Raw genomic sequence first — 22810 nt, forward strand, 5'->3', positions numbered from 1 at the left:
GCGACACCCGGCGAGCGAGGCACCACCCGCCTCACGCCTTTCGGCAACCGCGAGCATCGCGCGGGTCATCAGAGCAGGCACGGGATCGCCTCGCCCGGACCGGCAACCCCCGCAAAGCCGCGACACCCGGCGAGCGAGGCACCACCCGCCTCGCCCGCCTTTACGCCTTTTCGGCGACCGCGAGCATCGCGCGGGTGATCACCGCGAGGTCGTCGTCCGTCGAAACGTACGGGGGCATCGCGTAGACGAGGTCGCGGAACGGGCGCAGCCAGGCGCCGTGCTCGGTGACCACCTCGGTCGCCACCGCCATGTCGACCGGGTGGTCCAGCTGGAGCACGCCGATGCCGCCGAGTACCCGGACGTCCACCACCGGGCCGAGGTCGCGAGCCGGCGCCAAGCCGTCCAGGAGGGCCTTCTCCAGGCGGGCGACGTCGTGGCGCCAGGTGCCGTCGGCGAGCAGGCCGAGCGAGGCGTTCGCGACCGCCGACGCCAGCGGGTTGCCCATGAACGTCGGGCCGTGCGCGAGGACCGGGAGCGCGCCGCGGGAGATGCCCGCCGCCACCTCCGGGGTGCACAGGGTCGCCGCCATGCTCAGGTAGCCGCCGGTCAGCGCCTTGCCGACGCACAGGACGTCCGGCGTCACGCCCGCGTGCTCCGCCGCGAACAGCGTGCCGGTGCGGCCGAAGCCGGTCGCGATCTCGTCGAAGATCAGCAGCACGTCGTGCGCTTCGGTCAGTTCCCGCAGCGCGCGCAGGTACGCCGGGTGGTGGAAGCGCATGCCGCCCGCGCCCTGCACCACCGGTTCGACGATCACCGCCGCGAGTTCCCCCGCGTGCCGGGAAATCGCCTCGGCCAGGATGTCCACATAGGACTGATCCGGCGGCGTGCCGAACCCGGACGGCGGCGCGGGCACGAAGACCTGCTCGGGCAGCACCCCGCGCCACAGCGAGTGCATGCCGCCGTCGGGGTCGCACACGCTCATCGGCGTGAAGGTGTCGCCGTGGTAGCCGCCGCGCCAGGTGAGCAGCCGGCGCTTCTCCGGCAACCCGCGCGAACGCTGGTACTGCAGGCACATCTTGGCGGCGACCTCGACCGACACCGAGCCGGAGTCGCAGAGGAAGACGTGCTCCAGCCCCTCGGGCGTCACGTCGACCAGGGTCTTCGCCAGCGTGATCGCGGGTTCGTGCGTCAGGCCGCCGAACATGACGTGGCTCATCCGCCCGGCCTGCGCGGTGAGCGCGGCGTCGAGCGCCGGGTGCCGGTAGCCGTGGATGGCCGACCACCACGACGACATCCCGTCGACGAGCTCCCGGCCGTCAGCGAGCTTCAGCCGGACGCCGCTCGCCTCGGTCACCAGCAGCGACGGCACCTTCGCCGGCATCGGCGCGTAGGGGTGCCACACGTGCTGAGCGTCCAAGGCGAGCAGGTCGGTCATCAGCCGACCCTACGACGTCACTTCAGCCGGACCGGCAACGCCTCCAATCCGTGCACCAGCGAACTCGGCCGGTAGGCCAGCTCGTCCGGCTTCGCGTCCAGCGCCAGCTCCGGGAACCGGGCGATCAGCCCGCCCAGCGCGATCTCCGCCTCCAGCCGGGCCAGCGGCGCACCGACGCAGTAGTGGATGCCGTGCCCGAAGGCCAGGTGCCCGCCCGCCGCGCGGGTGATGTCGAGCCGGTCCGGCTCCGGGTAGCGCTCGGCGTCCCGGTTCGCGCCCAGCAGCGAAACCAGCACGAACTCGCCTTCCGGGATCGTGATGCCGCCCACCTCGACCGGCTCGGCCGTGAACCGGATGGTGGCCAGGTGGATCGGGCCGTCGAAGCGGAGGAACTCCTCGACGGCGTTCGGCATCAGCTCCGGCTCCGCGCGCAAGCGGGCCAGCTGCGCCGGCTCGCGCAGCAGCGCCAGGACGCCGTTGGCGATCAGGTTGACCGTGGTCTCGTGCCCGGCGACCAGCAGCAGGAACGCCATCGAGACGAGCTCGGGCTCGGACAGCGAGTCCCCGTCGTCGGTCGCGTGCACCAGGTCCGACAGCAGGTCCTCGGCCGGCTCGGCGCGCTTGCGCGCGATCAGGTCCGTCAGGTACGCGAACATGCTCTTCGCCGCGGCCTGCATCTCCGCCGGTTCCGCGGAGCTGAGCAACGTCCTCGACCACGCGGAAAAGTCGGTGCGGTCCGCCGCGCGCACGCCGAGCAGCTCGCAGATCACCGTGATCGGCAGCGGCGCGGCGAACGACGGCAGCAGGTCGGCCCGCTCCTGCCCGGCCAGCGCGTCGAGCAGCTCCGCGGTGATCTCCTCCACCCGCGGCCGCAGCCGGGCGATGGTCCGCCCGGTGAACGCCTTGTTCACCAGCTTCCGCAGCCGCGTGTGGTCCGGCGGGTCGGAGTTGAGCATGTGGAAGCCCAGGTCCTGCCCCAGCCCGCCCTGCATGGCTTCGCCGGAGGGCAGCTTCGCCTCGAACAGCGCGCGGGCCCGCGCGCTGTTCTTGTGCAGCCGCGGATCCGCCAGCAGCGCCCGCGCCTGCGCGAAGTCCGTCACGATGTAGCAGTCCAGGCCGCGCGGCATCCGGGCCCGGCGCACCGGGCCGCCCGCGCGCAGCAGCTCCGAGAACAGGTGCGCGTCCTGCGCGAAGTCCTGGGCCACTTCGAAAGTCGTCATCCGCTCCCCCGTGCAGTCCGCTTCAGCGCTCGGCGAGTGCCGCCACCACGCGCTCGGTCACGTCCTGCCAGTATGCCCGTTGTTCCTCCCGTTCTTCCGCGTCCGCGAGCCATTCCTGGTGGAACCGCAACGTGGTCTTGGCGCCCGCGCCGCTCAGCCGCACCTGGACGGTCGAGTCGTGGTCCCAGTCGCTCGGCCGCCAGGTGAGCCGCACGCGGTCGTTCTCGACGTAGCTGCGGATCTCGCCGACCGTGCCGCTCGCCGTTTCGTACTCCGCGCCCGGCTCCCGCGGCAGCTCGACCCCGGGCCCGAGCCAGATCGCGACGCCGTCCCGGCCGACGAGGAACTCCCAAACCGTCTCGGGTGCGTACGGCAGGGTCCGCGAAACGCCGATGTTCCACCCGGCATCGGCCGTTTTCCCCACTGGTGAAGTCATGCCCGCATCTTCGCACCGGGGTACGACAAAACCGGGCGGCGGCCCGGCTGGGAGGATCGGTCCTCGTGCGCTACCGCCCCATTTCCCCGGCCGTGCTGGCCGAAGAACTGACCGACCGCATCGACGCGCTCACCGGGCGTCCCCGGTTCGCGGTCGCCGTCGACGGCGCGGCGGGTGCGACGGAAACCACAGAACTCGCGGACGCCCTGGTCGACCCGCTGCGCCTGCGCGGCCGCGCGACCCTGCGGGTGTCCGCGCACGACTTCCTGCGCCCCGCGTCGCTGCGCTACGAGCACGGCCGCACGAACCCCGACGCCCGCTACACCGACTGGCTCGACCTCGGCGCCCTGCGCCGCGAAGTGCTCGATCCGCTGGCCGACGGCGGTTCCGGCGAAGTCCTGCCGTCGCTGTGGGACGCCGGGCGCGACCGCGCGACCCGCGCCGAGCGGGTGCCCCTGCCCGAAGGCGGCGTCGTGCTGCTCGACGGCGAACTGCTGCTCGGCGCCGGGCTGGCCTTCGACCTGGCCGTGCACCTGTGGCTCTCCCCCGCCGCGCTGCGCCGCCGCGTGCCGGAGGAATGGGCGGTCCCGGCTTACGAGCGCTACGAAGAAGAAGTGGACCCCGGCTCGCTCGCCGACGTCGTCGTGCGCGTCGACGACCCGCGGCACCCGGCGCTCTACACGCCGTGAACCTCAGCGGACGACGGCCACCGGATCGCCGTCGAGCAGGCCGGACAGCCGCCCGGCCAGGGTGTCCCACCGCCAGTTCTCGGTGACCCAGGCACGGCCCGCCTGCCCCATCCGGCGCGCCCGCACCGGGTCGCCGAGGAGGCTGGCGAGGGTGTCTGCCAGCTGGCCGGTGTCGCGGCCGTCCACGACGTGGCCGGTGACCTCGTCGAGCACCGTTTCCGGGGCCCCGCCGGAGTTGCCCGCCACGACCGGGAGCCCGGTCGCCGACGCCTCCAGGTAGACGATGCCGAGCCCTTCGACGTCGAGCCCCTTGCCGCGGGTGCGGGCGGGCATCGCGAAGACGTCGCCCGCCGCGTAGTGGGCGGGCAGCTCGGCCCACGGCACCGAGCCGGTGAGCACGACGTCGCGCTCCAGGCCGAGCCCGGTGACCAGCTCGGCGAGCTTCTTGCGGTACGGCCCGCCGCCGACGATCAGCAGCGCGGCGTCCGGGACGCGCTCGCGGATCAGCGGCAGCGCGCGGATCAGCTGGTCCTGGCCCTTGCGCGGCACCAGCCGGGACACGCAGACGACGGTCGGCCGGTCGGAAAGCCCGTGCCGGGCCCGGATTTCCGCGCGGCCGGCGGGATCCGGTTTGTACAGTTCGGCGTCCACCCCGGACGGCAGCAGCTCCAGCCCGGCCATCGGGCCGAACGCGGCGGCGAACCGGCCGCGCGTGTAGCGGCTGACGTAGGTGACGGCGTCCACGGTGTCGCCGATGCGCCGCAGCGCCTGCCGCGAGGCCGGGAGCATGGACCAGCCGACTTCGTGGCCGTGCGTCGACGCCACGATTCGTCGCGCGCCGGCCTGGCGCAGGGAGTGCCCCAGCAGGGCCAGCGGTGCCGCGGCGCCGAACCAGACGGCTTCGCAGTCCCGCGCGCGCATGATCTGCTTCGCGCGGCGGAGCACGTCCGGCGTCGGCAGCATCAGCGACGTCGCGTGCCGGACGACCTCGAACGGCGCCGCGGCGTCGAACTCCTCGTGCGACCCCGTCCGCGACTCCCACGAAGGCGCGTAGACGACCAGGTCGTCCGCCGGCAGCCGGGTGGCGAGGGAGTTCAGGTAGTTCTGGATCCCCCCGGGCCGGGGCGGGAAGTCGTTGGTCACGAGCAGGGTCTTGAGCACGCCCCAGAGGCTAGCGGCCGGGCGGAACGACGGAGGGGCGGCACCGCGTGCGCGGTGCCGCCCCTCCGGGGTGCTGCGGGATCACGCCGTCGGGCGGCGCGCCCCCGAGTACTGGCTCTGCAGCGGCGAAATCTTCACCACGTCACCGGTGTCCGGTGCGTGCACCATCTTGCCGCCGCCGATGTACATGCCGACGTGCGAAACGGGCGAGTAGAAGAACACGAGGTCGCCCGGCTGGAGCTGGTCGCGCGGCACCGCGGCGCCGAAGGTGGACTGCTCGCGGCTGGACCGGGGCAGCTTGATCCCGGCCTTGCCGTACGCCCACAGCATCAGGCCCGAGCAGTCGAACGAGTTCGGCCCGGTGTCGCCCCAGCCGTACGGGGTGCCGAGCTTGCTCAGCGCCGCGTCGACCGCGGTCTGGGCCGCGGCGGTGGGGGCCGTGACGTTCGGCGCCGTGCCGCCCTTGTCGCCCTGCAGGGCCTTGTCGGCCGCGCTGAGGTTCTTGTTGGCGGCCTTGAGCTGCTCGATCTGGTCGTTGAGCGTCTTCTGCTTGGCCTGGATGTCCTGGGTCAGCTTCGCCGCGGCGTCGCGGGCGTCCGTCGCGCGCTTCGCGGCGTCGGACGCCTTGGCGGTGGCGTCGTTGGCCTGCTGGACGGCGCCGGTGAGGTTGCCCATCGCGCCGTTCTTCTCGGTCGCGATGACCTCGAGGGCCGAGGAGCGGTCCAGGAAGTCCTGCGTGGACGTGCCGGCCAGCAGCGCGGACAGCTTGTTCAGCTGGACCCCGCTGGTGAACGACGCGCCGGCGAACTTGTCGACCTCGGTCTGGTACTTCTTCTGGTTCTCGGTCGCCTGGGCGGCCTGGTCCTTCGCCGCGTTGACGTCGTTGGTGGCCTTGTCGAGCTCACCCTGCTTGGCCTTCAGGTCGTCCTGGGCCTTGAGCAGGTCTTCGTTGAGCTTTTCGGCCTGTGCCGCGAGGTCGCGGTACTGGGCGAGGGCGTCCGAGCCGGTGGGCGGGGCCTGGAGGACGGGGACGGGGGCGGCGGTGGCCGTCGGCTGGGCCACGGTGACGAGGGTGATCACCGCAGCCGCGGCGAGGGCACCCGACACCACGCGCCTGACTGGATGCGACTGCACGGTCGCGCGGGTCTCCTTTGGTCTCGGCCGCCGTCGGGGACCGGGGCACGAAGAGGCCGGGGAGTCCTCTTCGCCGCACGTCCCCACCGCTTCGGGGCTGCTTCTGCCGCAACAGGTGAAGCAAGCGGTGGTGGTTCCGGATCCCAGCTTCCCGACAAAGCCGTGCCCGGCGGCGATCTCGCGTCGCCGCCTCATCGACGGCCGGGGGCCACGAGATCTCGGACAGGTTACGAAAAGACCGCCACCACGTCCACCACCCCTCGGCCAAAAACTCTCCGTAGCGCCCGGAAACACCATCGGACCAGGAGTGGAGAAAACATGTGATGGGCGTTACACGCTGGGGATATTCCCGAGGCCTGTTCGGTCACCGACCGTTCACCTGATCCGATCGACCATTCGGCGCGCCGACACGAAACGGGCGTGTCAGGCGGTGCGCAACGCGGCTCCCTCCACCAAGCGCAGCCGCGGCACCATCCCCGCTTCGGCGAGCGCGTCGACGGCGCGGCGCTCGTCGGCGTCCCACACGACGGCGGGCGGCGCGCCGAGCAGCACGCTGATCACGCAGTCGTGGCAGGAGATGCCGCGCACGACGCAGCGGTCGCAGTCCACCACGATGCTTTCGATGTCCTCGACGGAAATGTGCGAGACGTCCACTTCGGACAGGTCGGTCGCGTCGTTCATGTGGTCCTCCTCACGTCGGAACTGACTCGAGGAGGACGGTAAGGGGCACCACCGACAATTTCCGGCGCCCGGGCTCCGGCAGCGGCGCGCGGGACGCCATGAACGCCCCTTTCACGGCGTCCGACGCCAGGGTCCCGGCAAAGTCGCGCCGGCGAGCGGGTGGTCGGCGGCAGAGTCGCTTGGCCGTGCGGTCTGCCCGGCGCGGCGGGGAGGTCAGGGTCCCGGCAAAGTCGCGGCGGCTTGCCCGGCGGCGGGCTTCGCCGACGTCCTGAATGACTCATTCAGGTCTTCGGAGGTCCTGAATGAGTCATTCAAGACACCGCAGGGCCGCCCGGCGACTTTGCCGGAGCCCTGGGCGGGGATGTCGTGAAAGGGTCGTTCATGTCGTCTGGTGAGGTGAACGACCCTTTCATGACATCGCGGACCGGGCGAACGGGCCGCGACCCCGGGCGATCAGACCCGCGACAGGCGGCTGACCAGCACCGAAGCCGGCGCCGGGTGCGCTCCCGCACCCCGGACCGAATCCGCCACCGCGCGATCCGACGTCGCCACCACCAGGGGCCGGCCCGCGGGCTCGGCCGCGACCAGGTTGCGGATCACGTCGTCGGCCAGCACCCCGCGGTCGGAGAACAGCACCCGCACGCCGCGCGGCACCGCGGCGGGCACCGACAGCACGCCGGCGCCGTCGAAGACCACCGTGACCTCGGCGGAGGTGCGCGCGGCCAGCGCCTGGAGCTGGTGGATCAGCCGGTCGCGCTGATCGGCGAGGGCGAGCTCGGGGTAGCCGGTCTTCGTGACGTTGTAGCCGTCGACGATCAGGTGCACCGTGGGTAGCGCCAGATAGCGGTCCAGCGTCGGCACGTCCGCGATCTTGCCGCCCTGCCCGGTGCCGGACCGGGTGCCGCGCACCATGTCCGCGGGGCGGGCGCCGCGGGCACCGACGGCGAGTTCGCGCCGCAGCCCGCTGACGGCGCCGTCGATCGTGTCGATGAGCAGCCCGAGCCGCACCTCGTCGGCCTGCCGGGCCTCCCGGGCGGACTGCCGGGCGACCTCGGCGTCGGCGGCGGCGCGGTCGGCGCGGGCGCGTTCCGCCGCGACGCGCTGGCGTTCGCGGTCGAGCTGCGCGGTCAGCGCGGCGATCTCGTCGGCGCGGGCGGCGGAGCCCCGTTCGGCCTCGGCGGACGCCGCTTCGGCCGCGTCACGGGCTTGGCGCAGCTGGACGCCTTGTTCGCGAAGCCGCTTCAGGAGCTTCTCGACTTCGCCTTCGCGCTCGCCGCGAGCGTTCTCCGCGGCCCGTTGCGCCTCCGCCAGTTCCGCGCGGAGCTGCCCGAGTTCGGCCTCGAGCCGCTGGTTGCGGGCCAGCGCGGCGTCGCGTTCGGCGCGGAGGACGTTCTCCTCGGCGTTCTTGGCGACCAGCCGCACGCGCCCGGCGGCCCCGGACTCCCCGAGCAGCACGGCGGCGGCCGCCGCGGCGACGGAATCGGCCGCGTTGGGGTCGAGCGCGTCGGTGCGGTGTTCGCGCAACCACTCGATGACGGCGGTGCGGAACTGCGACGACTCGCCCAGTGACGCCAGCAGCGCGGCGCCGCCGAGCTTGGCGCGCTTGGCGGGGGCGAACTTCGCGACCGGCCGCAGCTGGCGCGGCACGTCGGTGCCGGGCAGCTTGGCGACGGCGGCCGCGGCGAGCTCGGCGATGCGGTCCCGCACCGGCTCCGGCAACGCGGGCCAGGTGGCGGGTTCGGGCCGGTCAGCGGGCTCTTCAGCCGGCTCCGGGCGCGACGCGACACCCGAGGGACCATCGGGGTCCCCGGGCGGCTCCGGCACGAGCGGCTGCGGGTGCATTGGTCCAGGGTAGGCCCCGCCCCCGCATCCCGCGCCGCGCGGGACACGGACCGGCGGCGCGCGGAAACTGTCGGTGGTCGCCCCTACAGTCCGACCATGCGTTCGATCCAGGCACAACTCGCGTTCGACGAGCTCGGAACCCCGTTGCGGGAAACGACTTTCGTGGTCTTCGACCTGGAAACCACGGGAGCCGGGCCGGGCGCGTCCGAAATCACCGAGATCGGCGCGGTGAAGGTGCGCGCGGGCGAGGTGCTCGGCGAGTTCGCGACCCTGGTGAACCCGGGCAAGACCATCCCGCCCCAGATCGTCTCGCTGACGGGCATCACCCAGCTGATGGTGTACGACGCGCCGCCGATCGAGGAGGTGCTGCCGGCGTTCCTGGAGTTCATCGGCGGGTCGGTGCTGGTGGCGCACAACTCGGGGTTCGACACGTCGCACATGCGCGCCGCCTGCGAGGCCCACGGGTATGCGTGGCCGAAGCTGACGGTGGTGTGCACGGCGCGGCTGGCCCGCCGCGTCGTCCCGCGCGACGAGGTCGGGCGCTACAACCTGATGGCGCTGGCGCTGCTGTTCGGCGCGCGGACCCGGCCGACGCACCGCGCCCTCGACGACGCGCGCGCCACGGTCGACGTCCTGCACGGGCTGCTGGAGCGCGTCGGGAACCTGGGCGTCCACTCGCTCGAGGAGCTGATGGGCTACCTGCCGGAGGTGACGGTCGCCCAGCGGGCGAAGCGGCACCTGGCGGCGGACCTGCCTGCCGCGCCGGGCGTCTACCTGTTCAAGGGCCCGAAGGAAGAGGTCCTGTACGTCGGCACGGCGAAGGACCTGCGGCGGCGGGTCCGGACGTACTTCACCGGCTCGGAGAACCGCAGCCGGATCCGGGAGATGGTCGCGCTGGCCGAGCGCGTCGACCACGTCGTGTGCGCGCACGCGCTGGAGGCGGAGGTGCGGGAGCTGCGGCTGATCGCGGCGCACCGGCCCGCGTACAACCGCCGGTCGAAGAACCGCCACCAGGGCTGGTGGATCGGGCTGACGGACGAGGCGTTCCCGCGCCTGTCGGTGGTCCGCCTGCCGCGGCCGGGGGTGCTGGGCCCGTTCCGCAACCAGGCGGACGCCAAGGCGACGGCGGACACCCTGGCCGGCGCGTCGGGCCTGCGGACGTGCACGCAGCGGATCTCGCCCCGCTCCCCGAACGGCACCCCGTGCGTCCTGGCGGAGCTGGGCCGCTGCGGCGCGCCGTGCGCGGGACGGCAGAGCGTCGAGGCGTACGAGCCGCTGGTCGAGTCGGTGTCGGGCCTGATCGCGGGCCTGGACGGCCGCCCCCTGCACACGGCGGCGGCCCACGTCGAGCGCCTGGCGGCCGGCGAGCACTACGAGCAGGCGGCCCGCCACCGCGACGAGCTGGCGGCCCTGATCCGCGCCCTCGGCAGGGCCCACCGCCAGGGCGCGCTGGCCTCGATCGGCGAGCTGATCGCGGCGAGCCCGGACGGCGCGGGCGGCTGGGAACTGGCGGTGATCCGCTACGGCAGGCTCGCCTCGGCGGGTGTCGCCCGGCGCGGCGTGCCGCCGATGCCGGTGGTGGAGGCGCTGGTGGCGTCGGCGGAGACGGTGCTGCCGGAGCCGGGCCCGCTGCACGGAGCGCCGCCGGAGGAGGTCGGGGTCCTACTGCGCTGGCTGACCCGGCCGGGGGTCAGGCTGGTCCGCACGACGAGGCCGTGGGCTGAGCCGGCGGCGGTCGCGGGCTGGCGGGGGTGGCTGGACCTCGTGGCGGGGGCGCATTCGCTGGAGCACGTGGGGTGAGGAGGTGACAGGTGCGGGGCGGTAGAACGGCGGGTCAGCCCGGTCAGGGACACCACCGCGGGCGGCCACGCACGCTGCGGCGGCCAGCTCGGTCGGCGACCCCACGGCAGCCAGCCACGCACGCTGCGGCGCAGTGGTCGGCTGCGTCCGGCGCACGAACGGGCCACGCTGAGCGGCGGGCCCCCACAGGAGCCCCAACGGCCCCCAGCGCCCCACCCGGCCCTCGCCCCTCACCCGACCGATCCGGCCAGCGCATCGAGCAGCCAGGTGTGCGCAACACCCATCGGCGCGGCCTCCCCCGTGACCTCCCCCGCCAAATGCCAGTACCGCCGCAGCCGCGGCGACCGGTCCGCGGCCGTCCGCCGGTTCAACGCCCGCCGGAACTCCACGCTGTCCACCGCCCGATGGGCCGTCGCATGAGCCGCCACGAACCGGTCGAGCGCCGGGCCGGGTGCGGGCGGGAGGCCCGCCGACACCGCGCCGGCCGCCAGGACGCAGGCCTCGCCCACCGAGGCGTGCAACGCGCCCAGGTCCGTGATCCGCTCGTGGGCCACCAGCGTGCTCGCCCGCAGCCCCACCGCCAGCTCCCGGTCGGCCGCCAGCACCACCAGCTCCGCGTACGCGACCACCTGGGCGGTCGTCGGCGACTCCGGCGGCACCGGCGCGCCGATGTCCAGGAACATCCGCACCGTGTCCGGCGGGATCGGGCCCGTCGTCATCGGCTCCCACAGCCGCACCAGCGCCTCGCGCGCCGCCGGGCCGTCCTGCACCGCCGACAGCAGGTCGAGCCGGGACGGCGCTTCCTCCACCGCCCGCAGCACCGAACGCCGCCAGGACAGGGTCGCCAGCTCGCGGTCCAGCGCCGTGCGCTCGGCCGCCACCGCGTCGTCCAGGGAGCGCCGGCCGCCCAGGACGTCGGTGATCGAACGGAGGCCGAGCCCGAGGCCGCGCAGCCGGCGCACCAGCTCCAGGCGCTCCACCGCCGCCGCTTCGAAACGGCGGTGGCCGCCGACGCTGCGGGCGGGCTCCAGCAGGCCTTCGTCGCTGTAGAACCTGATCGTGCGGACCGGTACGCCCGTCCGCCGGGCCAGGTCGCCGATGCCCAGTGTGTCCTCGGTCACCTTCGGTCGAACCTCCAGCCGGGTGGAATTCCTACGGTACGGCCCATGGACACCACCAGACTCGCCGAAGGCCTCCACGACCACACCGCCGCGCTCGCCGGGGCGGTGACCGGCGCCGATCCCGAAGCGCACGTGCCGACCTGCCCCGACTGGCCGCTGCGGGTGCTCGTCGGGCACATCGGCCAGGCCCACCGCTGGGCCGCGAGCATCGTCGGCTCCGGGCCGTCCCCCGTCCCCGATCCGTTCGACGCCGACCCGGGCTCGCCCGAGAAGTGGTCCGACTGGCTGCTCCAGGGCGCCGCCGAACTCGAAGACGCCGTCCTGGCCGCCGGTGAGACGCCCGTGTGGACCTTCTTCGGCCCCCAGCCCGCGCAGTTCTGGCTGCGGCGGATGGCGCACGACACCACCGTCCACCACGCCGACGCCGCGTTCGCCACCGGCGCCGCGTTCGAGGTCGGCCCCGACCTCGCCGCCGACGCGATCAGCGAGTGGCTGGACATTCTCGCCGACCCCGCCACGGCGACCCTGAACCCCGCCTTCGCCCAGCTCCGCGGCACCGGCCAGACCCTGCGGCTCGCCCCCGAGGACGGCCCCGGCTGGCTCATCACCCGCACCCCGGACGGCGTCCGCTGGACGCACGCCACCAGCCCCGCCGACACGACCCTCGCCGGGCCCGTGCGGGACCTCCTGCTCGTCCTCACCCGCCGGCTCCCCGCGGACCGCGTGCGCGTCACCGGCGACCACACCCTCGCCGAGCACTGGCTGGCGCACACGGCGGCGTGACCACACGGCTCACTAGGATCACCGGCGACACCCGCAGACGAAGTCTTGGAGGACCCAGGTGATCACCGCGATCGTGTTGATCCAGGTTGAGGCGGACGCGATCCCGGACGCGGCGCAGGCGATCGCCGACATCGAGGGTGTCGGCGAGGTCTACTCGTGCGCCGGGGACGTCGACCTCATCGCCACCGTGAAGGTGTCCGCGCACGAGGAGCTGGCCGACCTCATCCCCGGCCGGATCGGGAAGGTGCCGGGCGTGCTGGACACCGTCACGCACATCGCGTTCCGGTCCTACTCCCGCGCCGACACCGAGTCGGCCTTCTCGATCGGCGTCGAGGACTGACGCTCAGGCCGGCTGCCAGAGCTCGACGCGGTTCCCCTCGGGATCGGTGACCCAGCCGAAGCGGCCGACGCCGGCCATGTCCTGGACGTCCTCGGCCACGTCGGCCCCCTGGGCGCGCAGCTGCGCCAGCATCGCGTCCAGGTCGCGGACCCGGAAGTTGAGCATCGTCTGCTGCGCGGGCGACCCGAAGTAGTCCGTCCCGGCCTCGAACGGCGCGAAGACGGTCGGCCCGGCCTCCTGCGGCCAGCTGCCGTGTTCGTCGGTGTCGAGGCCCAGGCAGTCCCGGTACCAGGCCCCCAGGGCCGCCGGGTCCGCCGCGCGGAAGAAGTACCCACCGATGCCGAGCACGCGTTCCATGCCGCGCATCGTGCCAGCCCGGGAACACCGAAGGCCACCTCCGGCGAACCGGAGGTGGCCTTCGCGCTTGCTGTACGGCTAGTGGTCCGACTGCTTCGCGGCCGAAGCCGCTTCGGCCGAGTCGAACTCGCCGTGCTCGCCGTTCTCCGTGCCGGAGTGCCCGTTGCCGTGGGCCCGCTGCAGCGCGGCGGTCTCCTCGGCCGGGTCCGGCGACCAGAGCGTGCCCGGGACCGCCTGCCCGGCCGAGCCCAGCTTGTTCATCTTCTTCGGCACGGACGCGCCCTGGTACTCGAGCGGGATCGCGTGGCCGTGGCTGTCCACGCCGCCGAGCGGCTGGTGGATCTCGATGAACTCACCGTGCGGCAGCCGCTTGATGATGCCGGTCTCGACGCCGTGCTCCAGCACCTCGCGGTCGGCCCGCTGCAGGCCCAGGCAGATCCGGTAGGTGAAGTAGTACGCCAGCGGCGGCACGAGGAGCACGCCGATGCGGCCCGCCCACGTCGTCGCGTTCAGCGAGATGTCGAACTGGTCGGCGATGATGTCGTTGAAGCCCGACAGCTCGATCACCATGAAGAAGCCCAGCGCCATCGCGCCCAGCGCCGTGCGGACCGGGACGTCCCGGGGCCGCTGGAGCAGGTTGTGGTGCGCGGTGTCCTTGGACAGCTTCCGCTCGAGGAACGGGTAGGTCAGGAACAGGCCGAACAGGATCGGCATGCCGATCGCGCCGGGGAAGAACACCGCCGGGATCGTGTAGTTCCCGAGGTAGACCTCCCACGCGGGCCAGATCCGGAGCATGCCGTCGGCCCAGGCCATGTACCAGTCGGGCTGCGAGCCCGCCGACACCTGCGCCGGGTTGTACGGGCCGAAGTTCCACACCGGGTTGATCTGGAACAGCCCCGACATCAGCGCCAGCACACCCACGACCAGGGTGAAGAACGCCCCGCCCTTGAGCGCGAAGTACGGCATGATCCGGACGCCGACGACGTTGGTCTCCTTGCGGCGCACCCCCGGGAACTGGGTGTGCTTCTGGTACCAGACCAGCGCCAGGTGCGCCCCGACCAGCGCGAGCATGATGCCCGGCAGCAGCAGGATGTGCAGCGTGTACAGGCGCGGGATGATCTGGTCGCCGGGGAACTCCCCGCCGAACAGCGCCCAGTGGATCCAGGTGCCCATCACCGGCACCGAGAGCACGATGCCCGACAGCGTCGCGCGGATACCGGTGCCCGAGAGCAGGTCGTCCGGGAGCGAGTAGCCGAAGAAGCCTTCGAAGCAGCCCAGGATCAGCAGCAGCCCGCCGATCACCCAGTTGGCCTCACGCGGGCGCCGGAACGCGCCGGTGAAGAAGATGCGCAGCATGTGCACGGCCATCGACGCCACGAAGATCAGCGCCGCCCAGTGGTGCAGCTGCCGCATGAACAGCCCGCCGCGGACGTCGAACGAGATGTCCAGCGTCGTGCGGAAGGCCTGCGACATCTCCAGGCCCTGCATGTTCTTGAAGCTGCCCTGGTAGACGACCTCCTGCATGGAGGGGTCGAAGAACAGCGTCAGGTACACGCCGGTGAGCAGCAGGATGATGAAGCTGTAGAGCGCGATCTCCCCGAGCAGGAACGACCAGTGCGTCGGGAAGACCTTGTTCATCTGGTGCCGCAGGCCCTTGGCCGCGTGGTACCGCTGGTCCGCGTTGTCCGCGGCCTCGCCCAAGTGCCGCTCCACGGCACTCGACCCCTTGGTCGGCGTGGTGAGTGAACTCATGACTTACGCTCCCAAAAGGCCGGACCGATGGCCTCGATGAAGTCGCCTCGCGCGATCAAGTATCCCTCTTCGTCCACCGTGATCGGTAGCTGGGCCAGCGGACGCGTCGCCGGGCCGAAAATCGGCTTGGCGTAGTGCAGCGCGTCGAACTGCGACTGGTGGCAGGGGCACAGGATGCGGTTGGTCCGCTGCTCGTACAGGGAGGTCGGGCAGCCGACGTGGCTGCAGATCTTCGTGTACGCGTAGTAGTCGCCGAAGTTGAAGTCCTCCTGGCCGGCCCGCTTGACCACCTTGGCGGCGTCGGTCGGGCGCAGGCGGATCAGCATGACCGGGTTGTCCACCCGGGTCAGCGCGGCGGCGAGCAGCTCCGGCTTGTCCTTCTCGGACTCGCGGTACGGGAAGACGGTTTCCATCGCGCCGGCGTCGAGGTCCTCGGCCTTGACCAGGCTGACCTCTTCGCCCTCCTCCAGCGGCTTGCCGGTGTTGCGGCGCAGGTAGACCTTCTCGCCCGGGAAGTTCGGCTGCCAGCCGGTGTGCCACAGCGACTCGCGGCTCTCGCTGTCCTTCCACGGGTTCTTGATGAAGGACGCGAGCGGCAGCGCGGCGGCGGCGAGGCCCAGCGTGCCGGCCCCGGCGATGGCCGAGCGCTTGATCAGCGACCGGCGCGCGATGGTGCTGCGGTTGCCGGCGTCGGCCAGGTGCGCGAGGAACGTCTGGCGGTCGACCTCGGCCGACCCCTTGCCCTCGCCGTCGTGGCGCTCCTGCACCGCGACCTCGGCGGGCACGAACTTCTTCGTGTACAGGATCACGCCGATGCCGAGGCCGAGGATGGCCAGGCCGAGCGTGATGCCGAGCATCGGGGTGTAGAGGCTGTACCAGAAGTGGCCGCTCTCGTTGTCCGGCGACTCGTACTTCCACGGCCACCAGATCAGCGAGACGACGAAGCCCAGCCCGGCCAGGGCGGACAGGGCGAACCAGAACGCCACCAGGCGCTCGGCACGGCGCTCCGCCCGGGTGCCCTCCACCGGCCACGGGGTCGGGTACTCGACGATCTCGACGCCGTCGAGCTGCCCGCCCAGCTTGACCAGCTGGTCCCGGTCCATCTCAGCCAGTTCCGCCTCCGTCGGCGGCTTCGGCCCCTCGGCACTCATGCCTTCGATCCAATCCACAACGTCACGCCGATCAGCGCGGCGATCCCGACGATAAAGGCGATCACGCCCTCCGAAGCGGGGCCGACCCCGCCGAGGCCGTTCCCACCCGGGTCATTGTTGCCGTCGGACACCGACTTCACGTAGGCGACGATGTCCTTCTTCTCCTCCGGCGACAGCTGCCGGTCGGAGAACTTCGGCATGTTCTGGGGGCCGGTGAGCATGGCCGTGTAGATCTGCTCTTCGCTGGCCGGGTCCAGGTTCGGCGCGTACTTGCCCGCCGACAGCGCACCGCCGCGGCCGGTGAAGTTGTGGCACGAAGCGCAGTTCAGGCGGAACAGCTCGCCACCGCGGGCCGGGTCGGACCCGCGCAGGGCCTCGCCCTTCTCCGCCGGGCGCTGGACGCCGCCGCCGTGCGCCTGGATGTAGGCGCCGACCGCGTCGATCTCGGCCTCGGTCAGCTTCGGCGGCTTCCGCTCGACCTGCGCCTCCTGGCGCGCGGCGGGCATGCGGCCCGAAGAAGTCTGGAAGTACACCGCGGCGTCGCCGATGCCGATCAGGCTCGGCCCGCGGTCCTGCACGCCTTCGAGGTTCGCGCCGTGGCACGCGATGCAGGTGTTGTTGTAGACCTGCTCGCCCAAGCGCAGCTGCGCCGGCGTGCCCTGGGCCTGCGCGGTCTGCGGCTCGGGGGCGAACACGGCGTACAGGGCGCCGGCGCCCACCAGCGCGATCCCGAGCGCGAGCAGGCCGGCGAACCGCCTCCGCAGCTTCGACCGCGCGCGGTAGCGGCGCTCCGACGATTTGGTGCTGGTGGTCATCTTGCGGCAACCCTTGCTGTCAGTTCAGGCCGATGGTGATGGTGGTGGCGGCTGGGCGGACCTACGGAAGGAGGTAGATCACACCGAACAGGCCGACCCACACGATGTCGACGAAGTGCCAGTAGTAGGACACGACGATCGCCGACGTGGCCTGGGCGGGCGTGAACTTGCTCAGCTTCGTGCGGATGAGCAGGTACACGAAGGCGATGAGCCCGCCGATGACGTGCAGGCCGTGGAACCCGGTGGCGAGGTAGAAGACCGTGCCGAACGGGCCGGACGGGATCGTCATCCCCTCTTCGACCAGGTTGTGGTACTCGTTGGCCTGGCCGCCGACGAAGATCGCGCCCATGATCAACGTGATGATGTACCAGCGGCGCAGCCCGTAGACGTCGCCGCGCTCGGCGGCGAACACCCCGAACTGGCAGGTCAGCGAGGACAGCACGAGGATCACCGTGAACGGGATCGCGTACGCCACGTTGAGGTGGAACTCCTCGCCGTGCAACGGCGGCGGCCACTGGCCGGAGGAGTTCTGCGCCTTGACGGTGAAGAACATCGCGAACAGCCCGGCGAAGAACATCAGTTCGCTGGACAGCCACACGATGGTGCCGACACTGACCATGTTCGGCCGGTTCAGCGAGTGGACCCGCTGACTGATGGTGGGAGCTGCCGTTGTCACGCGTCGCATTATGTCCTCTCGCACCACCGCTCCGCCGGGTGGGTCCACGGCGAGCCGCCTGCGTTGCCGATCACACGGGATGCCCGGGAAGGTGAGAACTACTCATGAGTTTGGTGAACCGCCTGCTCAACCTGGTCAAGGGGCGCGAAACGCCTGTTCTCGGGCCCGACGACCCCGGGCTGGAGATCGTCGCCGAGGCCTTCGACCCGGTCGTCGCGGACTCCGCCGTGCTGGCGGGTTCACCCGCTTGGGTCAGCACGGCACCGGCCGTCCTGCGGCACCACCTGCTGCTGCCGCCGGACCGGGTCGCCGAAGCGGCTTCGATCCTCGCGCAGGACGGCTACGACCTGCGGGAACAGTCCTCCGCGGACGGCCTGACGCGCGTGCTCGCGGTGCGCGTCCAGGTGCTCGACGCGCTCCACTGCGCCCAGGAACGGTCCCGGATGGCGGGCCTCGCGCAACGATTGGGCGGCGACGCGCTGGGCTGGGACGCGCTCCAGCCGGAGCCGACCGCGTGATGTCCGTCTCGGCCGATACGATCGCCCCAGACGTGCGGTGACGAGATGGAGGCGTGTCCAACATGGGCGAGTCGATGCGGGTCCTGGTGTTCAGCCACAAGGCGGAGGTGCGCGAGGCGATCGTGAACGCGGTCGGGCGCCGTCCGGCGGCGGACCTGGCGCGCGTGGACTACGTCGAGGCGGCCGGGATCGCGGACGTGCTGTCCGAGGTGGACGCGGGCAACGTCGACCTGGCGATCCTCGACGGCGAGGCGCAGCCGACCGGCGGCATCGGCCTCTGCCGCCAGCTCAAGGCCGAGATCGCGGACTGCCCGCCGATCGTGGTGTCGGTGCGGCGCAAGGACGACCGGTGGCTGGCGACCTGGTCGCAGGCGGACGCCGTGCTGGTGCACCCGCTCGACCCGCTGACCGCCGCGGAGACCGTCGCCGACGTGCTGCGGCGGGTCCCCGTCGTGAACGGCTGAGCCCGGTGACCACCCCGGTCCCCCGCACCTGGCCACCCCTGCTCAAGCAGCTCATCGCGGGCGTCGACCTCTCCGCGGAGGACACGGCGTGGGCGATGGACCAGATCATGAGCGGCGCCGCGAGCCCGGCCCGGATCGCCGGGTTCGCGGTCGCGCTGCGCGCCAAGGGCGAGACGCCCGAGGAGATCGCCGGCATGGCGGCCACGATGCTGGCGCACGCCCGGCGCGTCGAGCTGGACCGCCCGGCGGTCGACATCGTCGGCACCGGCGGCGACGGCTCCAACTCGGTGAACATCTCGACGATGGCGACGATCGTCACGGCGGCCGCCGGCGCCCCGGTGGCCAAGCACGGCAACCGCAGCGCGTCGTCGAAGTCCGGCGCGGCCGACGTCCTCGAGGCGCTCGGCGTGCGGATCAGCCTGCCGCCGGAGGACGTGCGCCGCAGCCTCGACGAGGTCGGGATCGGGTTCTTCCTGGCGTCGGCGTTCCACCCGGCCCTGCGGCACGCCGGCCCGGTGCGCAGCGAGCTCGGCATCCCGACGACGTTCAACCTGCTCGGCCCGCTGACCAACCCGGCCCAGCCGGGCGCCGCGGTCATCGGCTGCGCGTACGAGGACAAGACCCGGGTGCTGGCCGAGACGTTCGCCCGCCGCGGCACGACGGCCCTGGTCGTCCGCGGCGACGACGGCCTCGACGAGATCACCACCACGACGACGTCGACGGTCTGGGTGGTCTCGGGCGGCACGGTCACCGAGCGCTCCCTCGACCCGGCCGAGCTGGGCATCCCCCGCGCGACGGCGGACGACCTGCGCGGCGGCGACGCGGCGGCGAACGCCGAGGTGGTCCGCGAGCTGGTGGCCGGCAAGGCGGGCCCGGTCCGCGACGCCGTCCTGATCAACGCGGCCGCCGCGCTGGCGGCGTTCACGGGCTTCTCGGCGTCGCTGGAGGACGACCTGCGGGCGGGACTGGCCCGGGCGGCGGAGGCGATCGATTCCGGCGCCGCCGCGGCGATGCTGGACCGCTGGATCGCCTTCAGCTGACCTTCACGGGCTGAGCTTCGGTCCGGCGGCCGCGCTGCGGAGCCAGTGCGGCCGCCAGGACCGCGAGCATGCCCAGCCCCTCCGGCCAGCTCGGGCGGTGGCCGTAGAACGCGATGTCCACCAGCACCGCGACCACCGGGTACAGGTAGGACAGCAGGGCCACCGTCGTGGTCGGCAGCTTGCCGATGCTCGCGTACATCAGCACGTACATCAGTGCCGTGTGGACGGTCCCGAGCAGGACCAGCCACAGCAGCCCCGAAGTCGTCGTGGGCAGCGGCGTGACGAGCAGCAGGGGTGCCAGCACCAGCGCGCCCACCGTCGTCTGCACGGCGGCCAGGAGGTGCGGGCGGATGTGCTTCAGCTGCTTCGCGACGAAGGACGCTCCCGCGTACAGCACGGCCGCGCCGAGTGCGAGGCCGATGCCGGCCAGCTGCACGGGTTTGCCGTCCTCGCCGTGGGCGGAAAGCGAGATCACCGCCACTCCGCCGAACGCGATGGCGGCACGGGCCAGGTGGCTCTTCGCGACCTTCTCGCCGAGGAACGCGGCCGCCAGGCCGACCAGGATCAGCGGCTGCGTGTGGTAGACGACCGTGCTGACCGAGATCGACGACAGCGCGTACGAAGCGAACAGCAGCACCCAGTTGCCGACCAGGAAGAGCCCGCCCAGCACGGCCAGGCCGAGGTCGCGGCGGGACGGCCGCCAGGCCTGCAGCCAGCCGCGGGAGAGGCACCACAGGGCCAGCAACGCGCCCCCGACGAAGCAGCGGGCGAAGGCCACCGCCGGCGCGGCCGCGCCGCTCTCGAGGACGACGGCGCCGATCGTGCCGGACATGGCCATCGCCGCGGACCACTGGAGCAGCGGGCGGGTTTCCGAGTTCGTCATGAGGACCAGGTTCGTCTCGCCGGCGCCCGCCAACCAGTGTCAGAGATGACAACGGCCGCAAAACTTGTGACAGACTGGCCGGCATGGACGTCAACCGGGTCGCGGTGGTGCTCGCCGACCGCGTTTCGCCGTTCGAGCTGGGCGTCGCCTGCGAGGTCTTCGGCACCGACCGCAGCGCCGACGGCATCGAGGGCTGGGACTTCGGTGTCTGCTCGCCCGGCGGCGGCGCGGTCGCCAGCTGGTCCGGGTTCGGGCTCTCCGGCCTGCAGGACCTCGATTACGCGGCGACGGCGGACCTGCTCATCGTCCCGACGTGCGCACCCCGGACCGCGCCACCGCCCGAGCCTGTCCTGGACGTCCTGCGCGACGCGGCCGCACGCGGGGCGTGGGTCGCGGGGTTCTGCGCGGGCGTCTTCACGCTGGGCTACGCGGGCCTGCTGGACGGCCGCCGCTGCACGGTCCACTGGGTGTACGAGGCCGAGTTCCGCGCGCGCTTCCCCACCGCCGACGTCGACCCGCAGGCGCTGTACGCCGACGACGGCGGTGTCCTGACCAGCGCGGGCACGGTCGCGGCGGTCGACCTGTGCCTGCACCTGGTGCGCCGGCTGCGCGGTGTCGCGGCGGCCACGACGCTGGCGCGCCGGATGGTCGCCGCGCCGCACCGCGCGGGCGGGCAGGCCCAGTTCGTCCAGGCCCCGGTCCCGGCCACGGCGGCGGCCGACGACGCCGTGGTCGCGGAAGCCCTGGAATGGGTCGAACGGCGGCTGGACCAGCCGTTCACGGTGGCCGAGCTGGCCCGCCGCAGCGGGCTCGGGGAGCGGACGTTCCTGCGCCGCTTCTCGGCCGCCACGGGCACGACGCCGCACCGGTGGCTGACCGAGCGGCGCCTGGACCGCGCCCAGGCCCTCCTGGAAGCGGGCGGGCTGTCGGTGGAGGACATCGCGACGGCCTGCGGCTACGCGTCGGCGGCCGCGCTGCGGCACCAGTTCACGCGGCTGCGCGGGACCAGTCCGTCGTCGTACCGGACGGCCTTCCGGGGCTGAAAACGAAGCCGGCCGCCACGCGGGTGCGTGACGGCCGGCTTCGAAAACAGCGTCAGTCGTGCGACGGGCCCGTGTGGTACTCGAAGACCAGGCCGCCGATGGTGATGAGCAGCGCGACCAGCGCGATCACCAGCAGCCAGATGTGGAAGAACGCCAGCGCCAGCGCCGCGAGGGCCGCCGTGGCCGCCATCGCGACCGGCCAGTAGCTGCCCGGGCTGAAGAAGCCCAGCTCGCCCGCGCCGTCGCTGATCTCGGCGTCTTCGCGGTCTTCCGGCCGCGGTTCGATGCGCCGGGCGACGAACTGCATGTAGCTGCCCGCGAGGAACGCCAGGCCGCCGGTCAGGAACAGCGAGACGATGCCCACCGGCTCCGGACCGTGGGTCGCGGCCAGCGCGGTCCACACCCAGTACACGACCGCCATGAACACGGCGAAGATCGCCACGATGAAGAAGATGCGGGCTTCGGCCTTCATGGGTTCTTCCCTACTCCTGTTTCAGCCGGACGTCAGTTCGACGCGGTGCGGGCCGTGCGGTCGGTGTTGAACGGCTGCGTCGTGACCGCGTGCGGGGTGCACAGCTCGCCGCAGTTCATCTTCGCCAGCGCCTCGGCCGCGGTGAACGCCTGGCCGGTCGCCGGGTTCGTCTGCTTCCGCAGCGCGATGTACTGGTCGTACTTGTCCGCCGACAGCGCGCGGACCTCGAAGTTCATCACCGAGTGGTACGTGCCGCACAGCTCCGCGCACCGGCCGACGAAGGAGCCTTCGCGGTCGATCTTGTTCTGGAAGGAGCTGTCCTGGTTGTTCTTCTCCGGGTTCGGCATGACGTCCCGCTTGAAGTGGAACTCCGGGACCCAGAAGGAGTGGATGACGTCGGTGGAGACCAGGTCGTACTGGATGGTCTTGCCGACCGGGAGCACCAGGAGCGGGATCTCGCCGGAGGAGCCGACGGTGCTGACCTGCTGGCCGTCCGCCTTCTTCGCCGACTCGTCCTCGTACTTGAACTCCCAGTTCCACTGGAAGGCCACGACCTGGACCTTGACGTCCGGGTTCGGGATCTTGTCCAGGACCTTCGACTCCGTCGTCGCGGTGAAGAAGAACAGGACGCAGACCATGATCGTCGGGACGACGACCGTGAACAGCTCGAGCGGGATGTTGTACTGGAACTGCCGGGGCAGCTCCTCCGGCTCGCCGTCGGCCGTCTTCTTCTTGCGGTGGAACGTCGCGGTCCAGAAGATCAGGCCCCACACGATGACGCCGACGGCCAGCGCCGCGACCACGGTCCACGTCCAGAGGTTCCGCATCTGGTTCGCCTGCTCGGTCACGCCGACCGGCCAGCCGAACCGCAGGATCTCGTCGCCGGAGCAGCCCGTCGCGGTCAGCGCGACCAGCACCGCCAAAGCGGCCACGCGCACGGTCCGCTTCCCCAGGGTGCGCTTGGGTTGTCCCACTGCGCCTCGCCCTTTCACCCAGA

General features: G+C 72.2%; 24 protein-coding genes. 8 read left to right on the plus strand and 16 right to left on the minus strand.

Annotation, left to right across the window (positions count from 1 at the left end; translation table 11 throughout):
- Positions 1-160 precede the first annotated feature (160 nt).
- From EIY87_RS07330 to EIY87_RS07340, 3 genes are read right to left on the minus strand one after another with little or no spacing between them, the layout of a single operon-like run.
- A complete protein-coding gene (locus EIY87_RS07330; protein ID WP_125306894.1) occupies positions 161-1435 on the minus strand; it encodes an adenosylmethionine--8-amino-7-oxononanoate transaminase in 1275 nt (424 codons plus the stop codon).
- A 17-nt stretch (positions 1436-1452) separates the two neighbouring features.
- Positions 1453-2655, minus strand: a complete 1203-nt coding sequence (locus EIY87_RS07335; RefSeq protein WP_125306895.1) for a cytochrome P450 family protein — start codon at positions 2653-2655, stop codon at positions 1453-1455.
- Positions 2656-2677: 22 nt separating this feature from the next.
- Entirely contained in the window at positions 2678-3091 is a 414-nt protein-coding gene (locus tag EIY87_RS07340; protein ID WP_191983993.1) for an SRPBCC family protein, read from the minus strand.
- Positions 3092-3156: 65 nt separating this feature from the next.
- Between EIY87_RS07340 and EIY87_RS07345 the strand changes: the two genes are divergently transcribed.
- Complete coding sequence (locus tag EIY87_RS07345; RefSeq protein WP_125306896.1) at positions 3157-3780, plus strand: nucleoside/nucleotide kinase family protein; 624 nt, start codon at positions 3157-3159, stop codon at positions 3778-3780.
- A gap of 3 nt (positions 3781-3783) precedes the next feature.
- Here the strand turns inward: EIY87_RS07345 and EIY87_RS07350 are convergent, their stop codons facing one another.
- From EIY87_RS07350 to EIY87_RS07365, 4 genes are all read right to left on the minus strand, one after another.
- Entirely contained in the window at positions 3784-4941 is a 1158-nt protein-coding gene (locus tag EIY87_RS07350; protein ID WP_191983994.1) for a glycosyltransferase family 4 protein, read from the minus strand.
- 81 nt (positions 4942-5022) lie between these two features.
- Entirely contained in the window at positions 5023-6075 is a 1053-nt protein-coding gene (locus EIY87_RS07355; RefSeq protein ID WP_191983995.1) for a C40 family peptidase, read from the minus strand.
- Between the two features lie 423 nt (positions 6076-6498).
- Entirely contained in the window at positions 6499-6756 is a 258-nt protein-coding gene (locus EIY87_RS07360) for a hypothetical protein (RefSeq protein WP_125306897.1), read from the minus strand.
- A 453-nt stretch (positions 6757-7209) separates the two neighbouring features.
- A complete protein-coding gene (locus tag EIY87_RS07365) occupies positions 7210-8598 on the minus strand; it encodes an NYN domain-containing protein (RefSeq protein WP_125306898.1) in 1389 nt (462 codons plus the stop codon).
- A gap of 96 nt (positions 8599-8694) precedes the next feature.
- On the opposite strand from EIY87_RS07365, the gene EIY87_RS07370 reads away from it, so the two are divergent.
- Positions 8695-10398 (plus strand): DEDD exonuclease domain-containing protein, encoded by a 1704-nt coding sequence (locus EIY87_RS07370; RefSeq protein WP_125306899.1) that lies wholly within the window; start codon positions 8695-8697, stop codon positions 10396-10398.
- 230 nt (positions 10399-10628) lie between these two features.
- Here EIY87_RS07370 and EIY87_RS48890 read toward each other — a convergent pair whose 3' ends face one another.
- Entirely contained in the window at positions 10629-11519 is an 891-nt protein-coding gene (locus tag EIY87_RS48890; RefSeq protein WP_125306900.1) for a MerR family transcriptional regulator, read from the minus strand.
- A gap of 45 nt (positions 11520-11564) precedes the next feature.
- Between EIY87_RS48890 and EIY87_RS07380 the strand changes: the two genes are divergently transcribed.
- Together EIY87_RS07380 and EIY87_RS07385 are read left to right on the plus strand one after the other, a co-directional pair.
- Positions 11565-12302, plus strand: a complete 738-nt coding sequence (locus EIY87_RS07380) for a maleylpyruvate isomerase family mycothiol-dependent enzyme (RefSeq protein WP_125306901.1) — start codon at positions 11565-11567, stop codon at positions 12300-12302.
- A gap of 58 nt (positions 12303-12360) precedes the next feature.
- The gene (locus EIY87_RS07385) at positions 12361-12642 is read left to right on the plus strand and encodes an Lrp/AsnC family transcriptional regulator (RefSeq protein ID WP_086856699.1); all 282 of its coding nucleotides are present in this window, start codon (positions 12361-12363) and stop codon (positions 12640-12642) included.
- 3 nt (positions 12643-12645) lie between these two features.
- Here EIY87_RS07385 and EIY87_RS07390 read toward each other — a convergent pair whose 3' ends face one another.
- The 5 genes from EIY87_RS07390 to ctaE all read right to left on the minus strand — a co-directional run bounded on the left by EIY87_RS07390 (position 12646) and on the right by ctaE (position 17402).
- Entirely contained in the window at positions 12646-12999 is a 354-nt protein-coding gene (locus tag EIY87_RS07390; protein WP_125306902.1) for a VOC family protein, read from the minus strand.
- A 78-nt stretch (positions 13000-13077) separates the two neighbouring features.
- On the minus strand, positions 13078-14751 hold the full coding sequence (gene qcrB / locus EIY87_RS07395; RefSeq protein WP_125306903.1) for a cytochrome bc1 complex cytochrome b subunit: 1674 nt from the start codon (positions 14749-14751) through the stop codon (positions 13078-13080).
- Positions 14748-15902, minus strand: coding sequence for a cytochrome bc1 complex Rieske iron-sulfur subunit (gene qcrA, locus EIY87_RS07400; RefSeq protein ID WP_125306904.1), 1155 nt, complete (start codon positions 15900-15902; stop codon positions 14748-14750). The genes qcrB and qcrA overlap by 4 nt, the downstream gene beginning before the upstream one ends.
- Positions 15899-16717 (minus strand): cytochrome bc1 complex diheme cytochrome c subunit, encoded by an 819-nt coding sequence (gene qcrC / locus EIY87_RS07405; RefSeq protein WP_125306905.1) that lies wholly within the window; start codon positions 16715-16717, stop codon positions 15899-15901. The genes qcrA and qcrC overlap by 4 nt, the downstream gene beginning before the upstream one ends.
- A 61-nt stretch (positions 16718-16778) precedes the next feature.
- A complete protein-coding gene (gene ctaE, locus EIY87_RS07410; RefSeq protein ID WP_086681061.1) occupies positions 16779-17402 on the minus strand; it encodes an aa3-type cytochrome oxidase subunit III in 624 nt (207 codons plus the stop codon).
- 95 nt (positions 17403-17497) lie between these two features.
- Between ctaE and EIY87_RS07415 the strand changes: the two genes are divergently transcribed.
- The 3 genes from EIY87_RS07415 (at position 17498) to trpD (ending at position 19415) form a co-directional block, all read left to right on the plus strand.
- Positions 17498-17911 carry a hypothetical protein gene (locus EIY87_RS07415; RefSeq protein ID WP_125306906.1) on the plus strand — a complete coding sequence of 138 codons (414 nt, stop codon included), beginning with the start codon at positions 17498-17500 and terminating at the stop codon, positions 17909-17911.
- Between the two features lie 62 nt (positions 17912-17973).
- Complete coding sequence (locus tag EIY87_RS07420) at positions 17974-18375, plus strand: response regulator transcription factor (protein ID WP_125306960.1); 402 nt, start codon at positions 17974-17976, stop codon at positions 18373-18375.
- 5 nt (positions 18376-18380) lie between these two features.
- Positions 18381-19415 carry an anthranilate phosphoribosyltransferase gene (trpD, locus tag EIY87_RS07425; protein ID WP_125306907.1) on the plus strand — a complete coding sequence of 345 codons (1035 nt, stop codon included), beginning with the start codon at positions 18381-18383 and terminating at the stop codon, positions 19413-19415.
- Here trpD and EIY87_RS07430 read toward each other — a convergent pair.
- Positions 19408-20298 carry a DMT family transporter gene (locus tag EIY87_RS07430; protein WP_125306908.1) on the minus strand — a complete coding sequence of 297 codons (891 nt, stop codon included), beginning with the start codon at positions 20296-20298 and terminating at the stop codon, positions 19408-19410. The two genes, trpD and EIY87_RS07430, sit on opposite strands and share 8 nt — an antisense overlap.
- An 83-nt stretch (positions 20299-20381) precedes the next feature.
- Between EIY87_RS07430 and EIY87_RS07435 the strand changes: the two genes are divergently transcribed.
- Positions 20382-21341 (plus strand): GlxA family transcriptional regulator, encoded by a 960-nt coding sequence (locus tag EIY87_RS07435; protein ID WP_125306909.1) that lies wholly within the window; start codon positions 20382-20384, stop codon positions 21339-21341.
- A gap of 52 nt (positions 21342-21393) precedes the next feature.
- Here the strand turns inward: EIY87_RS07435 and EIY87_RS07440 are convergent, their stop codons facing one another.
- Together EIY87_RS07440 and ctaC are read right to left on the minus strand one after the other, a co-directional pair.
- Positions 21394-21813, minus strand: coding sequence for a cytochrome c oxidase subunit 4 (locus EIY87_RS07440; RefSeq protein ID WP_125306910.1), 420 nt, complete (start codon positions 21811-21813; stop codon positions 21394-21396).
- Between the two features lie 32 nt (positions 21814-21845).
- Positions 21846-22787, minus strand: coding sequence for an aa3-type cytochrome oxidase subunit II (gene ctaC / locus EIY87_RS07445; RefSeq protein ID WP_163046671.1), 942 nt, complete (start codon positions 22785-22787; stop codon positions 21846-21848).
- Positions 22788-22810: the final 23 nt, after the last annotated feature.

It is taken from the genome of Amycolatopsis eburnea (assembly GCF_003937945.1).
GTDB classification, from domain to species: domain Bacteria; phylum Actinomycetota; class Actinomycetes; order Mycobacteriales; family Pseudonocardiaceae; genus Amycolatopsis; species Amycolatopsis eburnea.

Bases quoted from the DNA above. Each gene is read 5' to 3' on its own strand.
- EIY87_RS07330 (WP_125306894.1), bottom strand. From the start codon at position 1,435: ATGACCGACCTGCTCGCCTTGGACGCTCAGCACGTGTGGCACCCCTAC.
- EIY87_RS07335 (WP_125306895.1), bottom strand. From the start codon at position 2,655: ATGACGACTTTCGAAGTGGCCCAGGACTTCGCGCAGGACGCGCACCTG.
- EIY87_RS07340 (WP_191983993.1), bottom strand. From the start codon at position 3,091: ATGACTTCACCAGTGGGGAAAACGGCCGATGCCGGGTGGAACATCGGC.
- EIY87_RS07360 (WP_125306897.1), bottom strand. From the start codon at position 6,756: ATGAACGACGCGACCGACCTGTCCGAAGTGGACGTCTCGCACATTTCC.
- EIY87_RS07365 (WP_125306898.1), bottom strand. From the start codon at position 8,598: ATGCACCCGCAGCCGCTCGTGCCGGAGCCGCCCGGGGACCCCGATGGT.
- EIY87_RS07370 (WP_125306899.1), top strand. From the start codon at position 8,695: ATGCGTTCGATCCAGGCACAACTCGCGTTCGACGAGCTCGGAACCCCG.
- EIY87_RS07380 (WP_125306901.1), top strand. From the start codon at position 11,565: ATGGACACCACCAGACTCGCCGAAGGCCTCCACGACCACACCGCCGCG.
- EIY87_RS07390 (WP_125306902.1), bottom strand. From the start codon at position 12,999: ATGGAACGCGTGCTCGGCATCGGTGGGTACTTCTTCCGCGCGGCGGAC.
- qcrB (WP_125306903.1), bottom strand. From the start codon at position 14,751: ATGAGTTCACTCACCACGCCGACCAAGGGGTCGAGTGCCGTGGAGCGG.
- qcrA (WP_125306904.1), bottom strand. From the start codon at position 15,902: ATGAGTGCCGAGGGGCCGAAGCCGCCGACGGAGGCGGAACTGGCTGAG.
- qcrC (WP_125306905.1), bottom strand. From the start codon at position 16,717: ATGACCACCAGCACCAAATCGTCGGAGCGCCGCTACCGCGCGCGGTCG.
- ctaE (WP_086681061.1), bottom strand. From the start codon at position 17,402: ATGCGACGCGTGACAACGGCAGCTCCCACCATCAGTCAGCGGGTCCAC.
- EIY87_RS07415 (WP_125306906.1), top strand. From the start codon at position 17,498: ATGAGTTTGGTGAACCGCCTGCTCAACCTGGTCAAGGGGCGCGAAACG.
- EIY87_RS07420 (WP_125306960.1), top strand. From the start codon at position 17,974: ATGGGCGAGTCGATGCGGGTCCTGGTGTTCAGCCACAAGGCGGAGGTG.
- EIY87_RS07430 (WP_125306908.1), bottom strand. From the start codon at position 20,298: ATGACGAACTCGGAAACCCGCCCGCTGCTCCAGTGGTCCGCGGCGATG.
- EIY87_RS07435 (WP_125306909.1), top strand. From the start codon at position 20,382: ATGGACGTCAACCGGGTCGCGGTGGTGCTCGCCGACCGCGTTTCGCCG.
- EIY87_RS07440 (WP_125306910.1), bottom strand. From the start codon at position 21,813: ATGAAGGCCGAAGCCCGCATCTTCTTCATCGTGGCGATCTTCGCCGTG.